The sequence below is a fragment of the Rhodococcus sp. P3_B8 genome, assembly GCF_056402775.1.
On record NZ_JBFUGT010000066.1, the window covers coordinates 1 to 14,990 of the forward strand.

General features: G+C 68.2%; 15 protein-coding genes. 9 read left to right on the forward strand and 6 right to left on the reverse strand.

Annotated elements, in window-relative coordinates; genetic code table 11:
* Positions 1–67: 67 nt before the first annotated feature.
* A complete protein-coding gene (gene ilvA, locus AC1D1G_RS20985) occupies positions 68–1,300 on the forward strand; it encodes a threonine ammonia-lyase (protein ID WP_477953558.1) in 1,233 nt (410 codons plus the stop codon).
* 6 nt (positions 1,301–1,306) lie between these two features.
* On the opposite strand, the gene AC1D1G_RS20990 is transcribed toward ilvA, so the two are convergent.
* Both AC1D1G_RS20990 and AC1D1G_RS20995 read right to left on the reverse strand, forming a co-directional pair.
* Positions 1,307–2,077: an FAD:protein FMN transferase gene (locus AC1D1G_RS20990; protein WP_280781532.1), complete on the reverse strand. Its 771-nt coding sequence runs from the start codon at positions 2,075–2,077 to the stop codon at positions 1,307–1,309.
* A 25-nt stretch (positions 2,078–2,102) separates the two neighbouring features.
* A complete protein-coding gene (locus tag AC1D1G_RS20995) occupies positions 2,103–2,294 on the reverse strand; it encodes a hypothetical protein (protein ID WP_164059019.1) in 192 nt (63 codons plus the stop codon).
* A 639-nt stretch (positions 2,295–2,933) separates the two neighbouring features.
* Here AC1D1G_RS20995 and AC1D1G_RS21000 point away from each other — a divergent pair.
* Positions 2,934–3,494: a hypothetical protein gene (locus AC1D1G_RS21000; RefSeq protein ID WP_280781534.1), complete on the forward strand. Its 561-nt coding sequence runs from the start codon at positions 2,934–2,936 to the stop codon at positions 3,492–3,494.
* Positions 3,495–3,640: 146 nt separating this feature from the next.
* On the forward strand, positions 3,641–4,990 hold the full coding sequence (locus AC1D1G_RS21005; protein ID WP_477953544.1) for a C40 family peptidase: 1,350 nt from the start codon (positions 3,641–3,643) through the stop codon (positions 4,988–4,990).
* Between the two features lie 74 nt (positions 4,991–5,064).
* Here the strand turns inward: AC1D1G_RS21005 and greA are convergent, their stop codons facing one another.
* Positions 5,065–5,559: a transcription elongation factor GreA gene (gene greA / locus AC1D1G_RS21010; protein WP_005238978.1), complete on the reverse strand. Its 495-nt coding sequence runs from the start codon at positions 5,557–5,559 to the stop codon at positions 5,065–5,067.
* 227 nt (positions 5,560–5,786) lie between these two features.
* On the reverse strand, positions 5,787–6,212 hold the full coding sequence (locus AC1D1G_RS21015; RefSeq protein ID WP_477953546.1) for a DUF4307 domain-containing protein: 426 nt from the start codon (positions 6,210–6,212) through the stop codon (positions 5,787–5,789).
* Positions 6,213–6,403: 191 nt separating this feature from the next.
* Between AC1D1G_RS21015 and mca the strand changes: the two genes are divergently transcribed.
* The 3 genes from mca to AC1D1G_RS21030 are packed head-to-tail and all read left to right on the forward strand — an operon-like array spanning position 6,404 to position 9,632.
* On the forward strand, positions 6,404–7,282 hold the full coding sequence (mca, locus tag AC1D1G_RS21020; protein ID WP_011597950.1) for a mycothiol conjugate amidase Mca: 879 nt from the start codon (positions 6,404–6,406) through the stop codon (positions 7,280–7,282).
* Positions 7,279–7,599: a hypothetical protein gene (locus AC1D1G_RS21025; protein ID WP_477953547.1), complete on the forward strand. Its 321-nt coding sequence runs from the start codon at positions 7,279–7,281 to the stop codon at positions 7,597–7,599. Before mca ends, AC1D1G_RS21025 begins: the two co-directional genes overlap by 4 nt.
* A 17-nt stretch (positions 7,600–7,616) precedes the next feature.
* Positions 7,617–9,632 carry a thioredoxin domain-containing protein gene (locus AC1D1G_RS21030; protein WP_283352444.1) on the forward strand — a complete coding sequence of 672 codons (2,016 nt, stop codon included), beginning with the start codon at positions 7,617–7,619 and terminating at the stop codon, positions 9,630–9,632.
* 6 nt (positions 9,633–9,638) lie between these two features.
* On the opposite strand, the gene trhA is transcribed toward AC1D1G_RS21030, so the two are convergent.
* Complete coding sequence (gene trhA, locus AC1D1G_RS21035) at positions 9,639–10,307, reverse strand: PAQR family membrane homeostasis protein TrhA (protein WP_283331357.1); 669 nt, start codon at positions 10,305–10,307, stop codon at positions 9,639–9,641.
* Positions 10,308–10,468: 161 nt separating this feature from the next.
* On the opposite strand from trhA, the gene AC1D1G_RS21040 reads away from it, so the two are divergent.
* A complete protein-coding gene (locus AC1D1G_RS21040; RefSeq protein WP_247252984.1) occupies positions 10,469–11,236 on the forward strand; it encodes an isoprenyl transferase in 768 nt (255 codons plus the stop codon).
* Between the two features lie 41 nt (positions 11,237–11,277).
* Here AC1D1G_RS21040 and coaA read toward each other — a convergent pair whose 3' ends face one another.
* Positions 11,278–12,210: a type I pantothenate kinase gene (gene coaA, locus AC1D1G_RS21045; RefSeq protein WP_009479106.1), complete on the reverse strand. Its 933-nt coding sequence runs from the start codon at positions 12,208–12,210 to the stop codon at positions 11,278–11,280.
* A 169-nt stretch (positions 12,211–12,379) separates the two neighbouring features.
* On the opposite strand from coaA, the gene AC1D1G_RS21050 reads away from it, so the two are divergent.
* Both AC1D1G_RS21050 and glyA read left to right on the forward strand, forming a co-directional pair.
* On the forward strand, positions 12,380–13,600 hold the full coding sequence (locus AC1D1G_RS21050; RefSeq protein ID WP_477953549.1) for a DUF885 domain-containing protein: 1,221 nt from the start codon (positions 12,380–12,382) through the stop codon (positions 13,598–13,600).
* A gap of 66 nt (positions 13,601–13,666) precedes the next feature.
* Positions 13,667–14,962 carry a serine hydroxymethyltransferase gene (gene glyA, locus AC1D1G_RS21055; RefSeq protein WP_005253714.1) on the forward strand — a complete coding sequence of 432 codons (1,296 nt, stop codon included), beginning with the start codon at positions 13,667–13,669 and terminating at the stop codon, positions 14,960–14,962.
* The last annotated feature ends 28 nt before the right edge of the window (positions 14,963–14,990 follow it).

A 14,990-nucleotide genomic window follows, 5' to 3' on the forward strand; every position in this document is an offset into this window, starting at 1 on the left:
GGCTTCGCCGCCCGTGCGCCTTTTTGGTTGCCGCCGCTACCAAAAAGGCGCACGGGCCGAAGGCCTTATGCTGGCCCGCGTGGAGCCTGTCACGCTGGATCAGATCAGAGCAGCTCGTAAGCTGCTGGACCCCGTCATGCGCCGGACGCCGGTGATCGCGTCCCGGGCGCTGTCGGAACGCTGCGGGCACGTCGTGTCGTTGAAGTGCGAGAACTTGCAGCGCACAGGGTCTTTCAAACCGCGCGGTGCGTACAACCGGATCGCGAATCTGTCGGTCGCGGAACGGGCTTGCGGGGTCGTGGCGGCCAGCGCCGGCAATCACGCGCAGGGCGTGGCCTGGGCKGCCACGGAACTGGGCATCCCGTCCACCGTGTTCATGCCCACCGGCGCACCCCTGCCGAAACTCGTCGCCACCAGGGCGTACGGCGCCACCGTCCACTTGACCGGCGACACCGTGGACGACGCGCTCGTCGCCGCGAAGGAGTTCGCGGACGAGACCGGYGCCGTCCTCATCCATCCCTTCGATCACGTCGACATCGTCGCCGGGCAGGGGACCGTCGGGCTCGAGATCCTCGAGCAGGAACCCGACGTCGGCACCCTCGTCGTCCCGACCGGCGGCGGTGGGCTGATCGCGGGCATCGCCGCGGCGGTCAAAGCCACCCGGCCGGACGTGCGGATCGTCGGCGTCCAGGCCGAGCAGGCGGCCGCCTGGCCGCGTTCGCTGGCGGAGGGCCGCCCGATACCGCTGGAGACCATGTCGACCATGGCCGACGGCATCGCAGTCGGCCGGCCCGGCGACGTGCCCTTCGCCCACGTCGGCTCGCAGGTCGACGCCATCGTCACGGTCAGCGAGGACGCCCTGTCCCGGGCGCTGCTGCTGTGCCTCGAACGCGCGAAGCTCATCGTGGAGCCTGCGGGCGCGGCGGCGGTGGCCGCGTTGATCAGCTGCTCGACGGACGAGCTGGGACTCACCGGGAAGGTGTGCGCGGTGCTGTCCGGCGGCAACATCGACCCGTTGCTGCTCACCCACGTCGTCAATCACGGTCTCCGGGCGGCCGGACGGTATCTCGGTGTGCACGTGACCATTCCGGACCGACCGGGTGGTCTGGTCAGTCTCCTCGGCGTGATCAGCGGCAACGGCGCCAGTGTGGTGGACGTCGTCCACTCTCGCACCGGCGGTGCGCTCGCGCTCGACGAGGTGGAGGTGTTCCTCACCGTCGAGACCCGTGGTCCCGGCCACCGGCAGGATCTCCTCGACGCCCTGCGCGACGCCCAGTACGCGGTTCGCCTGCAGGAGTAGGCGGACCTAGCTCGGCCACCCGCCCAGGGTGGTCACCCGGAACTCCTGATCCACCAGCCGGGCAGGCAGCTCGAGGTTGGTGAGCCAGTCGATCGCACCGCCGCCCATCCCGACCGCGGCCGTGCTGGACGCGTGCGCGGTGGTGCACGACCCGGCCACCACGGACACGGTCCGCCACAACGAGATCGAGTCGGGGTGCAGCGGCTTGACGGTGCTGGCGGTCGCCACGGCCGCACCCGACGGGATCGACACCTGGCAGGTGGGGTCGCCCGGCAGGTCCTGGACCTGGACCTGCCAGCCGCCCGGTGGTGTGGTCCCGGCGGTGGCGATGTCTCCGCCGAGCGCCACCAGGACGCCACACCCGAGAAGTTCCGCCGTCGTCGATGCGCAGTGGTCGGCGGAACTCGCCCGCGCGGTGGCCGTCAGGTCGAGTTCCACCCCGGCGGGGAGCGTGACCTCGGTGCCGTCGACGGTGATCGACCGCCACGACTGGGGTGCGGGGGCCGACGCCGTGGGGTCGAGTGCGCCCTCCGTGGTCCGCGCTGCGGCGAGGGCGTCGGTGAGGAACCGGGCGAACATCGGGGTGACCGTGTTCGGGCCCTCGTCGAGCGAGCGGATCTCGGCGTCCGCGCGGTCCCGGTTGACGGCGGCATCGGCGGCCGCGAGGTAACCGCGGATCAGGTTCGACGCCGAGCTCAGGGCGTCGGGGTCGGTGACGACGATGCGTGCGTGCACACCCCAGGTGGACCATTCGGTTGCGCTGCGTGCGCTGGTCATGTGGTGGTTCTCCGGTCGCGCGATGTCAGGAACCGCTGGACACGGCGTCCGGAGTGCCGAATCCGGCCGAGACGAGGGGCGCGGCCACCGTCGAATCGGGGGTCGCGGGGTCCGCTGCCGCCGCCATACCACCACCGGCGACCAGTCCGGCGATTCCGGCTGCCGCCAGGACGCGGCGAACGGGAAGCAGGCGGGAAATCCGTCGGTCTTCACTCATGCCGACCAGCTTCCCCGAAGAACCTTAGAACAACCTGGGAAGAATCTGTCTCTCCTCGCCGAGTGCGCACTAGTGCAGCGCACGCCCGGCGTGTCACATGCAGTTGTGCGCAGTCGTGCCGGACAGCCGTCGGCGTGACGGAGTCGTCACTACGATCGGATCCGTGATCGCAGACCATGACGAACTGCTCGATGCCGCTATGGGTTTGCTGCGGGAGCGCGGCCCCCTTTCCGACCGGGAGCTGACGGTCGCGCTTGCGGATTCGGGTAGGGGAGACATCGACGAGCTGATCGAATTCGTCGAGGACTTCGACGCGCGGCTTCTCGGGATTCTCCCCGACGACCGAAAGGTCGCACTCGACGTTCTGCTCGCGGGCCGCGTCCTCACACACCGCCTCACCGCGCGGGAGATCTCGGCCGACGTCGTGGAGGTGGAGGATTTCGAGCCGATCCTGCACCTCGCATCCGGGGAGCCCGACGTCGATGGATTCGAGTTCTCGGTCGCGGACGAGGGCGCGGACAGGTTCGCGGACGAGACAGTCAGCCGACTCCCAGGCCGGGACTGGGCCGAAACCATCCCTGCTGGTGCGGGTCGGGGAAGAAGTACAAGATATGTCACCTCGGAAAGGGCGACCATCCGTTGTCCGAGCGGGCCGCGTGGCTGTACCAGAAGTCGAAGCTGCACGCGGAGGAGCTCGGCTGGCGGGATCGGATCTTGGAGTTCGCCGAAATTCGGTCCGAGTACTGGGTGGGTGAGGAAGCGCTGTTCGAGGCGTTGGACGACCCGCTGGTTGCCGACGTCGCGCTGTTCGAAGGCGGTGCGTTCACCGACTTCGTCGACAGCCGTGGCGACTTGCTGCCCCCGGACGAGTTAGCACTCGCACGGCAGTGGCAGGAGATCGAACGGTCGGTGCACGAGGTGGAGGAGGTCCGGCCGGGTGTGGGTCTGACACCGCGGGACCTGCGCACCGGTGACCTGCACGCGATCAGGGAACGTACCGCGAGCCGGCAATTGCACGTCGGGAATCTGATCTGTGCCCGCGTCGTCCCTGCGGGTGACACATGGCAGATCTTCGGAGAAATCGAACCGATCGCGCCGGCTCAGCGCACGACACTCCTCGAGATGTTGGACGACGAGACCACGGATCCGGCCGACCTGGTCGCGATCCTCAGCGAACGTTTCGTGCCGGTGCGTGGGTGACCGAGGCGACGTGATTCGCCAGGTGCCGCGCTCCCGCAGGTCACGGTAGGAAACGGATCAATCCCGCAGAATCGCCTCGCACCTGCTGTGCCCCGTCGTAACGTGAACTCACTCGGTTAGGTGCACCGAGGAGGAGGAGCGCACGTATGTCAGTTGATGCAGCGGCGATCATCGTGGCGATCACCACCGCAGCGGGGGCAATCGTTCAGGGAGCGGACATACCGCAGCCGGTGAAAGATCAAGCAGCCGAAGCAATTCAGGTGGTCGAGCAGGCCTCACCCGACGTTCAGAAACAAGTAAACGACGCGATATCGACCCTCCCGGAACCGGCCCGCGTGCAGGCCGAGCAGATGGTGGCCCAGGCCTCGGATGTGGTGAAGCAGGCAACCGACCCCTACATTCCACCGCCGCCCGCCGTCGAGGCGGCGCCGCCGCCCGCCCCGGTTCCCCCACTGGCACTCCCGGACACTCCACTCGACCAGCCGCCCGCGATGAGCGCCCCCGACGTCGGCACGGCGATCGGGGGCCTCGCCGCTCTGCCCGGGGTCCCGGCCCTGATCAGCGGACTCGGATCGCTGATCCCGTCCGTCCCCGCCGGCTTCCCCGGTGTCTCGCTCGCGCCGGTCGGCGCCGTCGCCGTCTTCGCTCCGTGGATCCGCAAGGCCGGGTCATTGTGCGAGGGCATCAAGCCGCCGACCCTGGCGGCCCTGTACTCCGTCGAGAACGGTTTCCGCTACGGCGCGAACTCACCGGTGTCCCGGGCGGGCGCCCGCGGACCCGGCCAGTTCATGCCCCCGGCCTGGGCCAAGTACGGCAAGGACGCGGACGGCGACGGCAAGGTCGACATCAACGGCGTCGCCGACCCGATGATGGCGTCCGGTCAGATGCTGTGCGACCTGTTCGGGCAGATCGRGGGCTGGAAGAAGGAAGGTGTGGTCAGGGGTGACACCCTCGACCTTACGATCGCCGCCTACAACGCCGGGGCGGGTGCGGTCCGGACCGCCGGTGGCATGCCCGCAGGCAAGTTCGACTACGAGCACGAAACGCAGCCGTACGTCGCGCGGATCCGATCGCTGGAGGAGTCGTTCGCGCGGATGCTGTCGCCGTTCTTCTACGGTGCGGCCGCCGGTGACACGAGCCGCGTCGTCGAGGCGGCCATGCGGTTCATCGGGCTGCCGTACGTGTGGGGCGGCGGCAACATCAACGGACCGTCCGGCGGCGGTTTCGACTGCTCCGGACTGACCTCGTTCGCTGTGTACGCCGCAACCGGCGTCAAACTGCCCCGCACGTCGGAAACGCAGTGGCATGTGGGTGTGGAGGTGCCGCTGTCGCAGGCCAGGCCCGGTGACCTGCTGTTCGGTAACTGGCAGTCGGGTGGACCGGGACACGTGGCGATCTATGTCGGGAACGGCCAGATGCTGCACGCCCCGACGACGGGTGACGTGGTGCGCATCGGCCCCGTGTTCGCCGACATGAAGGCCCGCAGGGTCTTCTGATCCCGGGCGTCACAGCAGAAAACTCCGGCCCGGGCACTGGGCCCGGACCGGAGTTTTCGGCGGTGGATCCGAGATCAGCTGTGGTACGGCTCCGCGCTGACGAGCGTCACCTTCATGCTGCTGCCGTTGGGCAGCGTGTATTCGCGGGTTTCGCCGACCTTCGCCTCGAGCAGTGCCCCACCCAGCGGGGAGTTGGGGGAGTAGACCTCGAGCTTGTTGTCGCGTGCACCCTCTTCGCGGGTGGCGATCAGGAACGTTTCGGTGTCTTTCTCGTCGCCGTCGTAGTACACCTTCACCACGGAACCGGGCAGTGCGACACCGGACTGGGTGGGCGCTTCGCCGACCTTCGCGCTGTTCAGGAGTTCCTGAAGCTGGCGGATGCGTGCCTCCTGCTGACCCTGCTCTTCGCGGGCTGCGTGGTAGCCACCGTTCTCCTTCAGATCGCCCTCTTCGCGACGCTCGTTGATCTCGGCGGCGATGACCGGACGATTGGCAATGAGCTGGTCGAGTTCGCTCTTGAGCCTGTCATGTGACTCCTGGGTCAGCCAGGTCACCTGGGTCTCGGTCATCTCGATCACTCCCTCGTAGTTGGAGCCGCCGGGCTCCCTCGACAGACCACTGCAACAGCAGTGATCAACGGCTCGGCGGAATCTTAGGGCCGGGGCCGTTCGATTTCCGCCTTGCCGCCAATGCAGCAATACACGGTTCCAAACCGGAACCGTGTACCAGGCGATTCTAGCACGATCGGGGAGCGCAAACCCCGAATAACCCGAACGGTCGCTCGGGTGCGCCGGTGTCAGCCGCGGGTCAGATAGGCGGGAACGTCCAGGCTGCAGCCGTAGATGTCGCCCATCGCGGGCGGGCGGGACGTGTAGACGGGGGCGGTGACTTTCACCGTCTGGTCCTCGCCACCGGCGATGTAGACCTCGCGCCGACCGGTCTCGGAACCGTCCTTGGACCGGGAGCGGACGATGCAGACCGCCGCCTGTGACGGATCCTCGCGGGTGACGGTGAACGTGATGTCCAGCTGCGAATCACTCACCAGATCGAACGACGTGGCCTCACTGTCGATCTCGGAGTCGGCGAACTTGTCGTAGGCGACGAACGCCACGATCACACCGACGACCACGACCGCCGCGGTCAGCGCCCACACGAGCCAGCGCTTCGGGCGCGCAGGCTTTGCTGCGGCTGTGTATCGGCCCGGGGGAAGCGTTCTCGTCATCTCTCAACTCTCGTACAGCTCCGGTTCCACGTAACTCACAGCACTCGAGCGGGGGCACGGCTGCAAGCGGAACTCTCGGGTGGAACTATAGAGGACGTGCGTCAGTGCGCCGTCAGTGATGGCGGAGGGCGAGAGCGCGCGACACGGACAAGCCGGCAACGGCTACTGGCGAAGTTGAGGTGAACGAATACGTGAGCGGATTCCGGCTCATGGCCGTCCATGCCCATCCCGACGACGAGTCGAGCAAGGGTGCCGCGACAACGGCCCGTTACGCCGCAGAGGGCAACGAAGTGAAGGTCGTGACGTTGACCGGGGGTGAACGTGGCGACATCCTCAACCCCGCGATGGACGTGCCCGGGGTGCGTGACCGCATCCACGAGGTCCGCATCGAGGAGATGGCCGAGGCCGCGCGCATCCTCGGAGTCCAGCACCAGTGGCTGGGATTCGTCGACTCCGGTCTGCCCGAGGGCGACCCGAAGCCGCCGCTGCCGGAGGGCTGCTTCGCGCTCGTTCCGCTCGAGGAGTCGACCGAGGCCCTGGTGCGGGTGATCCGCGAGTTCCGTCCGCACGTCATGACCACGTACGACGAGAACGGCGGCTACCCGCACCCCGATCACATCCGCTGCCACGAGGTGTCGATGGCCGCGTACGAGGCCGCTGCCGACCCGGAGCGGTTCCCCGACGCCGGGGAACCATGGAAGGTGCAGAAGGTCTACTACTCGCACGGCTTCATCCGGAAGCGTCTGCTGCAGTTCCAGGAGGAGTACGACCGCCGGGGCGAAGAGTTCCCGATGGCCGAGTGGCTCAAGAAGTGGAAGACCGAGCAGGGCGACCTGATGGCACGCGTCACCACCCAGATCACGTGCGGCGACTACTTCCCGCAGCGTGACGACGCGTTGCGGGCCCACGCGACGCAGATCGATCCGAACGGCTCGTTCTTCGCGGTTCCGCTGGAAATCCAGCAGAAGATCTGGCCGACCGAGGAATTCGAACTCGCCAAGACCCGGGTCACCACCTCCATCCCGGAGAACGACCTGTTCGCGGGCATCACCGAGGACGGACAGCCGTGAATGCGTTGACCGTGAACCTGTTGGCCGGCACGGCGGACGTCCTGGCGCAGACGCCGAGCACCCCGTCGGGCCCCGAGTTCGGCAAGGCGTCGCCCATCGGCCTCGTCGTCATTCTCGCGCTGCTCGCGGGTGTGGTGCTGCTGGTGCGTTCGATGAACAAGWAGCTCAAGAATCTGCCCGAGACGTTCGAGCCGGAGCATCCCGAACCGGACCAGGAAGTGGACGAGGGCACCGACCGCGGCGCGATCCACGGTGGCGGGGCGAGCAGCACCGAACCGCCGAAGCCCACGGACACCCCACCCAACCTGCAGAAATAGTCGAACAGGAGCTGGAGATGGACCCACGCGCACAGAACACACTCGGTGGGTCCACCAGCCCCTATCTGCGACAGCACGCCGCCAACCCCGTGCACTGGCAGCAGTGGGGTCCGGAGGCGACCGAGTGGGCGCGCGAGCGGGACGTCCCGATCCTGTTGTCGATCGGATACTCGGCGTGCCACTGGTGCCACGTGATGGCCCACGAGTCCTTCGAGGACGAGGCGGTGGCGTCGCTGATGAACGAGCATTTCGTGTGCGTCAAGGTCGACCGTGAGGAGCGTCCCGACCTCGATGCCGTGTACATGAACGCCACCGTCGCGATGACCGGTCAGGGTGGCTGGCCGATGACGTGCTTCCTCACTCCCGACGGCGCCCCGTTCTACTGCGGCACCTACTACCCGGCCGAGCCGCGCGGCGGCATGCCGTCGTTCACCCAGCTGCTGAGCGCCATCGCCGACACGTGGCGGGACCGCCGCGGTGACGTCGACGACGCGGCCGCCTCGGTGGTCGCCGAACTGCGGCGGGGAGCCGGCGGCATCCCCGAGGGTGATGTCCGAGTGGACGCGGCCCTGCTGGATGCGGCCGCCGGAGCCGTGCTGCGGGACGAGGACGCCGACCGCGGCGGGTTCGGCGGAGCCCCCAAGTTTCCGCCGTCCGCGCTGATGGAAGGCCTGCTGCGCACGTACGAGCGGTCCGGTGCCGAGGAGGTGCTCGGCGTCGTGGCGCGGACGGCGTCGGCGATGGCGCGCGGCGGCATCTACGACCAGCTCGGCGGCGGTTTCGCCCGCTATTCGGTCGACGCCGCGTGGGTGGTGCCGCACTTCGAGAAGATGCTCTACGACAACGCCCAGCTGCTGCGCGCGTACGCGCACCTGGGCCGGCGCACGGGCTCGGACCTGGCCGTCCGGGTCACCGAGGAGACCGTCGAGTTCCTGCTGCGCGATCTGCGCACCGACAACGGGTCGTTCGCGTCCGCCCTCGACGCCGACACGGAGGGTGTCGAGGGACTCACGTACGTGTGGACCCCTGGGCAGCTCGTCGAGATCCTCGGGACCGAGGACGGGGAGTGGGCGGCCCGGGTGTTCGCGGTGACTGCGGACGGGACGTTCGAGGCGGGCACGTCCGTCCTGCAGCTTCCGCACGATCCGGACGACTGGGACCGCTGGCGCCGGATCCGGGGCACGCTGCTCGCCCGGCGTGCGATGCGGCCGCAGCCGGGACGCGACGACAAGGTGGTCACCGCCTGGAACGGACTCACGATCACCGCGCTCGCCGAGGCCGGTGCCGGGCTCGGCAGGCCGGAGTGGGTGGCCGCGGCCGCCGACTGCGCGCGTGCGGTGCTGGGATTGCACGTCGTCGACGGGCGCCTGCGGAGGGCGTCCCTGGGAACGTCGGTGGGCGAATCGGCGGGGGTACTCGAGGACTACGCCTGCCTGGCGACGGGCCTCCTCGCGCTGTATCAGGCGACCGGCGACAGTGAGTGGCTGACGCACGCGCAGGCGCTGCTGGACCGCGCCCTGATCCATTTCGCCGACGACGAGCGGCCGGGAAGCTGGTTCGACACCGCCGACGACGCCGAGTCCCTGGTGACCCGTCCCCGCGACCCGGTCGACGGTGCGACGCCGTCCGGGGCGTCGTGTCTGGTCGAGGCGCTGCTCACCGCGGCTGCGGTGGCCGACGCGGAGGCGTCGGGACGGTACGCGACCGCGGCCGCCGAATCGCTCGACCGGGTGGCACTGCTTCTGGAGCGCGCACCGCGATCGGCCGGGCACTGGCTCGCAGTGGCGGAGGCGTCGGTGCGCGGCCCGATCCAGGTGGCCGTCGCAACCGACGGCGATTCCGCCCTGCTCCGGGAGGCGCGCAGACTCGCTCCCGGTGGTGCCGTCGTGGTAGGCGGCGCACCGGACTCGTCACCGCTGCTCGCCGACCGGCCGCTGGTCGGCGGCGCGTCCGCGGCGTACGTGTGCCGCGGGTTCGTGTGCGACCGCCCGGTGACGACGATCGAGGACCTGGGTGTCGCGTTGAGCCGGTAGTCCGGCCTAGCGGAACACCACCAGCCACACGGCGATGTAGTGGCACAGGGCCGCGATGACGGTGGCGGCGTGGAAGAACTCGTGATGACCGAACGTGGTCGGCCAGGGGTTGGGCCACTTGGTGGCGTAGAGGATCGCGCCCACCGAGTACAGGATGCCGCCGATCAGCAGCAGCACCATCGGGACGACGCCGACCTCGTGCGTCAGTTCGGGTGCGACCGGCACGATGGCCCAGCCGAGCAGCAGGTAGAGCGGCACCCCGACCCAGCGCGGTGCCGTCGGCCACAGCATTTTCAGTGCGACCCCGGCGAGCGCCCCCGCCCACACGACGATCAGCAGCGTCCGGCCCGTGTCGGGCGGAAGCCCCAGGACCGCGAACGGGGTGTAGCTGCCGGCGATGAACAGGAAGATCATCGAGTGGTCCGCGCGTTTCATCCACGTGCGGGCCTTGACGGTGTTCCAGTGGATGCGGTGGTAGGTGGCGCTGACCCCGAACACACCGCACACCGTGAGGCTGTAGACGGCGGTGGCGAGCGCCGCTTTCCCGGACACCTGGGTGCCCGACAGTGTGACGAGGACGATGCCGGCGATCACGGAGACGCCGAACGCCCACAGGTGGATCCACCCTCGCAATCGGGGTTTGACGGGCAGTTCGTCGAGGCCGAAAGCGGTCACTGAACACCTCTTCTCGCTGTGCGTGGCGCTAACCTACGCAACCGTAGGTTAGCTTGTGGTGAGAGCGTACCCGTCGGTAGCGGCAAGCCGTGTGCTGTGTGACGGCCGTCGCGGATCACCTTCGGGTGCGGCGTACTCTTGCGTGTCATGGTGATCTCCAGGTGAGTGCGCGAGGACTGCTGTACAGCATCTACGAGCGTCGGCTACTGAAGCGGCTCGACGGTCTACAGCACCCTCGGCACATTGCCGTGATGTGCGACGGCAACCGGCGGTGGGCCCGGGAAAACGGCTTCGAGGACGTCAGTCACGGCCACCGCATGGGTGCCCTGAAGATCTCCGAGATGCTCGGGTGGTGCGACGCCGCGGGCATCGAGATGGCCACCATCTACCTGCTGTCCACCGAGAACCTGCGCCGCGACCCCGGGGAACTCGACACCCTGCTCGAGATCATCACGGATGTCGTCGAGGAGATCTCCGGCCCCGACAAGAACTGGAGCGTCAAGATCGTCGGCGCCCTCGACCTCCTGCCCTCCGAACAGTCCCGCCGTCTGCGTGACGCGGCTGCCGGGACCGAGGGGCGCACCGGCACCCACGTCAACGTCGCGATCGGCTACGGCGGCCGCCAGGAGATCGCCGACGCCGTGCAGTCGCTGCTGAGCGAGAAACTCCTCGCGGGACTGTCGGGGGACGAACTGGTGAAATCGATCACAGTCGACGGCATCGACGGTCACCTCTACACGTCCGGCCAGCCCGACCCCGACCTCGTGATCCGCACGTCGGGGGAGCAGCGGCTGTCGGGGTTCCTGCTGTGGCAGAGCGCCTATTCCGAGATCTGGTTCACCGAGGCGTACTGGCCCGAGTTCCGCCGCGTCGACTTCCTCCGCGCGCTCCGCGACTACGCCGCCCGGCACCGCCGCTTCGGCGTCTGACGTGAGTGGCGAAGCGTGCCGGAACACACTTCGCCACTCACCTACAGCTTCCGCAGCCGCAGCCGGTTGATCGAATGATTGGCGTCCTTGCGCAGCACGAGCGTGGCACGCGGACGCGTCGGCAAGATGTTCTCCACGAGGTTCGGCCGGTTGATGTTGTGCCAGATCTCCTGAGCGGCAGCCGTCGCGTCCCGGTCGGACAATCCCGCATAGTGGTGGAAGTGCGCGTCGGGGTCGGAGAACGACGTCTTCCGCAGCGCGAGAAAACGCTGGATGTACCAGTTCTCGATGTCCTCGATGCGGGCGTCGACGTAGATCGAGAAGTCGAACAGATCCGACACCATCAGCCGTGGTCCGGTCTGCAGCACGTTGAGACCCTCGATGATGAGGATGTCGGGCTGCCGGATCAGGTGGTACTGGCCCGGGATGATGTCGTACGAGATGTGTGAATAGACCGGTGCGGCCACTTCCTCTGCCCCCGACTTCACCTCGGTGACGAACCGCAGCAACTTCCGGCGGTCGTAACTCTCGGGAAAGCCCTTGCGGTGCATGATCCCACGGCGGTTCAGTTCGGCCGTCGGATACAGGAAGCCGTCCGTCGTCACCAGGTCGACGCGCGGGTGGTGCTCCCACCGCGCGAGGAGGGCCTGGAGGACACGGGCCGTGGTGGATTTGCCGACCGCCACACTGCCGGCGACGCCGATCACGAACGGCACCTGCTGGTCGGGGTGCTTCTCGCCGAGGAACGTCGCGGTCGCGGCGAACAGTCGCTGCCTGGCCGCGACCTGCAGGTGGATGAGACGCGACAGCGGCAGGTACACCTCCGCGACCTCTTCGAGGTCGATCTGCTCGCCGAGGCCCCGCAGTCCGTACAGCTCTTCCTCGGTCAGGACGAGTGGCGTCGACTTACGCAGTGTGCGCCACTGCTTCCGGTCGAATTCGACGTACGGACTGGACTCGCTCGTCCGCGCCATCAGTTCCGCTCACACTCGGGTACACGGGGGAGTGAGCGGTCCATGCCCAGAATCTCTGCCGTCGTCGTTGCGCTGGCGAGTAGCGGTTGCATAGTCGGATTGTGCTTGGTGCCACAGGCTGCGCTGTCGGCGGGTCGGGAACACGCGTCTGCGACTAAGGTCGGACGGCATGGAATCCGTTTCGTTCGTACGCGAATACTTGCTGCTCGGGCTGGGTTTCGACCGGCTGGAGGAAGGATTCGTCGACGCGTATACCGGCGATCCCGCGCTGCGCAGGCAGGTGGAGAACGCGCCGAAGCCCGATCCGCGCGACCTCGCGCGCACGGCGGCGAACCTCCGCGCGGAATTGCCGTCGGCCGGATTGTCCGAGGAGCGGACCCGGTTCCTCGACGTCCATCTCCGTGCCCTCGAATGCTCGGGGCGAAAGTTCGCGGGCGACGACGTCGGTTTCGTCGACGAGGTCGAGGCGTACTTCGACGTCCGCATCGAACGCGGCGACGAGGAGCAGTACCGGGAGGCGCACCGCAAGATGGACGCCGTGCTGCCCGGAACGGGGCCGCTCGCCGAACGCATCCAGGCCCACCGCGCGAAGGACGAGATCCCCGCGGACCGGTTGCAGGAATGTGTCGACGCCTTCTCGAGTGCCCTGCGCGACCTCGTGCGGGAGCATTACGCACTGCCCGACTCGGAGGTCGTGGAGTACGAGGTGGTGGGCGACAAGCCGTGGTCGGGGTTCAACTACTACCTCGGCGACTACCGGTCCCGGGTCGCGATCAACTCCGACCTCGAGCAGCACATGTCGAACCTGCCGCGGCTGATCGCGCACGAGTCGTACCCCGGCCACCACACCGAGCACTGCCGCAAGGAAGCCGGACTCGTCGGGTCGGGACAGCGCGAGCAGACGTTGTTCGTCGTCAACACCCCGCAGTGCCTGATGGCCGAGGGCCTCGCGGACCTCGCGCTCGAATCGATCGTCGGGTCCGACTGGGGGCTGTGGGCGCAGGAAATCTACGCCGACCTCGGCCTGCGATTCGACGGTGAGCAGGCGCAACGTTTGTCCGGGGCGTCCGGGCAGCTGCTCGGTGTGCGGCAGGACGCGGCGATGATGCTGCACGACGAGGGTCGCAGCCACGACGACGTCGCGGCGTTCCTGCAGCGGTGGAGTCTGTCGACCCCCGAGCGGGCCCGGCAGTCGCTGCGGTTCCTGTCCTCGCCGCTGTGGCGGGCGTACACCAGCACCTACGTGGAGGGATACCGCCTGCTCGGCGGCTGGCTGGCCCAGGTGCCCGTCGGCGCGGAGCGGTCGGAGCGGTTCCGTCGACTGCTCGACGAGCCGCTCGTTCCCAGCGTCCTGCGCGCCGGTGAGGGGTACCTCACCGCGGGCGGTTAGGAAGTCCTCACGGATACTTCGTAGACTGGGAGCATTCGTTTCCGCATCCAGCTTGGAGATCCCTCGATGACCGCTGTGCCCGGTACCGACGTCAACACGGCCCCCCTCGCCGAACTCGACCCCGAAGTCGCCCAGGCCATGGCAGGTGAGCTGGCCCGTCAGCGCGACACGCTGGAGATGATCGCGTCGGAGAACTTCGTTCCCCGCGCGGTCCTCCAGGCTCAGGGCAGCGTCCTCACCAACAAGTACGCCGAGGGATACCCGGGACGCCGCTACTACGGCGGCTGCGAGCACGTCGACGTCATCGAGGATCTCGCCCGCACCCGCGCCAAGGAACTGTTCGGCGCCGACTTCGCGAACGTCCAGCCGCACTCCGGCGCACAGGCCAACGCGGCGGTCCTGATGGCCCTGATGAACCCGGGTGAGAAGCTCCTCGGCCTCGACCTGGCGCACGGCGGCCACCTCACGCACGGCATGAAGCTGAACTTCTCCGGCAAGCTCTACGACGTCGAGTCGTACGGGGTCAGCAAGGAAGACCACCGCATCGACATGGACGAGGTCCGCAAGATCGCTGTCGCCGCGCAGCCGAAGGTCATCGTCGCCGGCTGGTCCGCGTACCCGCGTCACGAGGACTTCGCCGCGTTCCGGTCGATCGCCGACGAGGTCGGCGCGTACCTGTGGGTCGACATGGCGCACTTCGCGGGCCTGGTCGCTGCCGGGCTGCACCCGTCGCCCGTGCCCTACGCCGACGTCGTGTCCAGCACCGTCCACAAGACGCTCGGCGGGCCGCGCTCCGGCCTGATCCTCGCCAAGCAGGAGTGGGCGAAGAAGCTCAACTCCGCCGTCTTCCCCGGCCAGCAGGGCGGGCCGCTGATGCACGCCATCGCCGCCAAGGCAGTCTCCCTGAAGATCGCGGGCACCGAGGAGTTCAAGGACCGTCAGCAGCGCACCCTGACCGGCGCCAAGATCCTCGCCGAGCGTCTGACCGGCGCCGATGTCGTCGACAAGGGTGTCAGCGTCCTCACCGGCGGCACCGACGTGCACCTCGTGCTCGTCGACCTGCGCAACTCGCAGCTCGACGGCCAGCAGGGTGAGGACCTTCTCCACGAGGTCGGCATCACCGTCAACCGCAACGCGGTGCCGTTCGACCCGCGCCCGCCGATGGTCACGTCCGGCCTCCGGATCGGCACCGCGGCGCTCGCATCGCGTGGATTCGGGGACGAGCAGTTCACCGAGGTCGCCGACATCATCGGCACCGCACTCGCCGGATCGTCCGACGTCGAGACGCTGAAGTCTCGCGTGTCCAAGCTCGCCGCCGACTTCCCGCTGTACGAGGGACTCGAGGACTGGCGCCTGATCTAGGCGGCTCCACCGCCCGTGCGTGGCCTGC

What these genes read in the sequence shown, in the direction of transcription:
- AC1D1G_RS20990 (WP_280781532.1), bottom strand. Translation starts at nt 2,077, where the DNA reads ATGACCAGCGCACGCAGCGCAACCGAATGGTCCACCTGGGGTGTGCAC.
- AC1D1G_RS20995 (WP_164059019.1), bottom strand. Translation starts at nt 2,294, where the DNA reads ATGAGTGAAGACCGACGGATTTCCCGCCTGCTTCCCGTTCGCCGCGTC.
- greA (WP_005238978.1), bottom strand. Translation starts at nt 5,559, where the DNA reads ATGACCGAGACCCAGGTGACCTGGCTGACCCAGGAGTCACATGACAGG.
- AC1D1G_RS21015 (WP_477953546.1), bottom strand. Translation starts at nt 6,212, where the DNA reads ATGACGAGAACGCTTCCCCCGGGCCGATACACAGCCGCAGCAAAGCCT.
- AC1D1G_RS21030 (WP_283352444.1), top strand. Translation starts at nt 7,617, where the DNA reads ATGGACCCACGCGCACAGAACACACTCGGTGGGTCCACCAGCCCCTAT.
- coaA (WP_009479106.1), bottom strand. Translation starts at nt 12,210, where the DNA reads ATGGCGCGGACGAGCGAGTCCAGTCCGTACGTCGAATTCGACCGGAAG.
- AC1D1G_RS21050 (WP_477953549.1), top strand. Translation starts at nt 12,380, where the DNA reads ATGGAATCCGTTTCGTTCGTACGCGAATACTTGCTGCTCGGGCTGGGT.
- glyA (WP_005253714.1), top strand. Translation starts at nt 13,667, where the DNA reads ATGACCGCTGTGCCCGGTACCGACGTCAACACGGCCCCCCTCGCCGAA.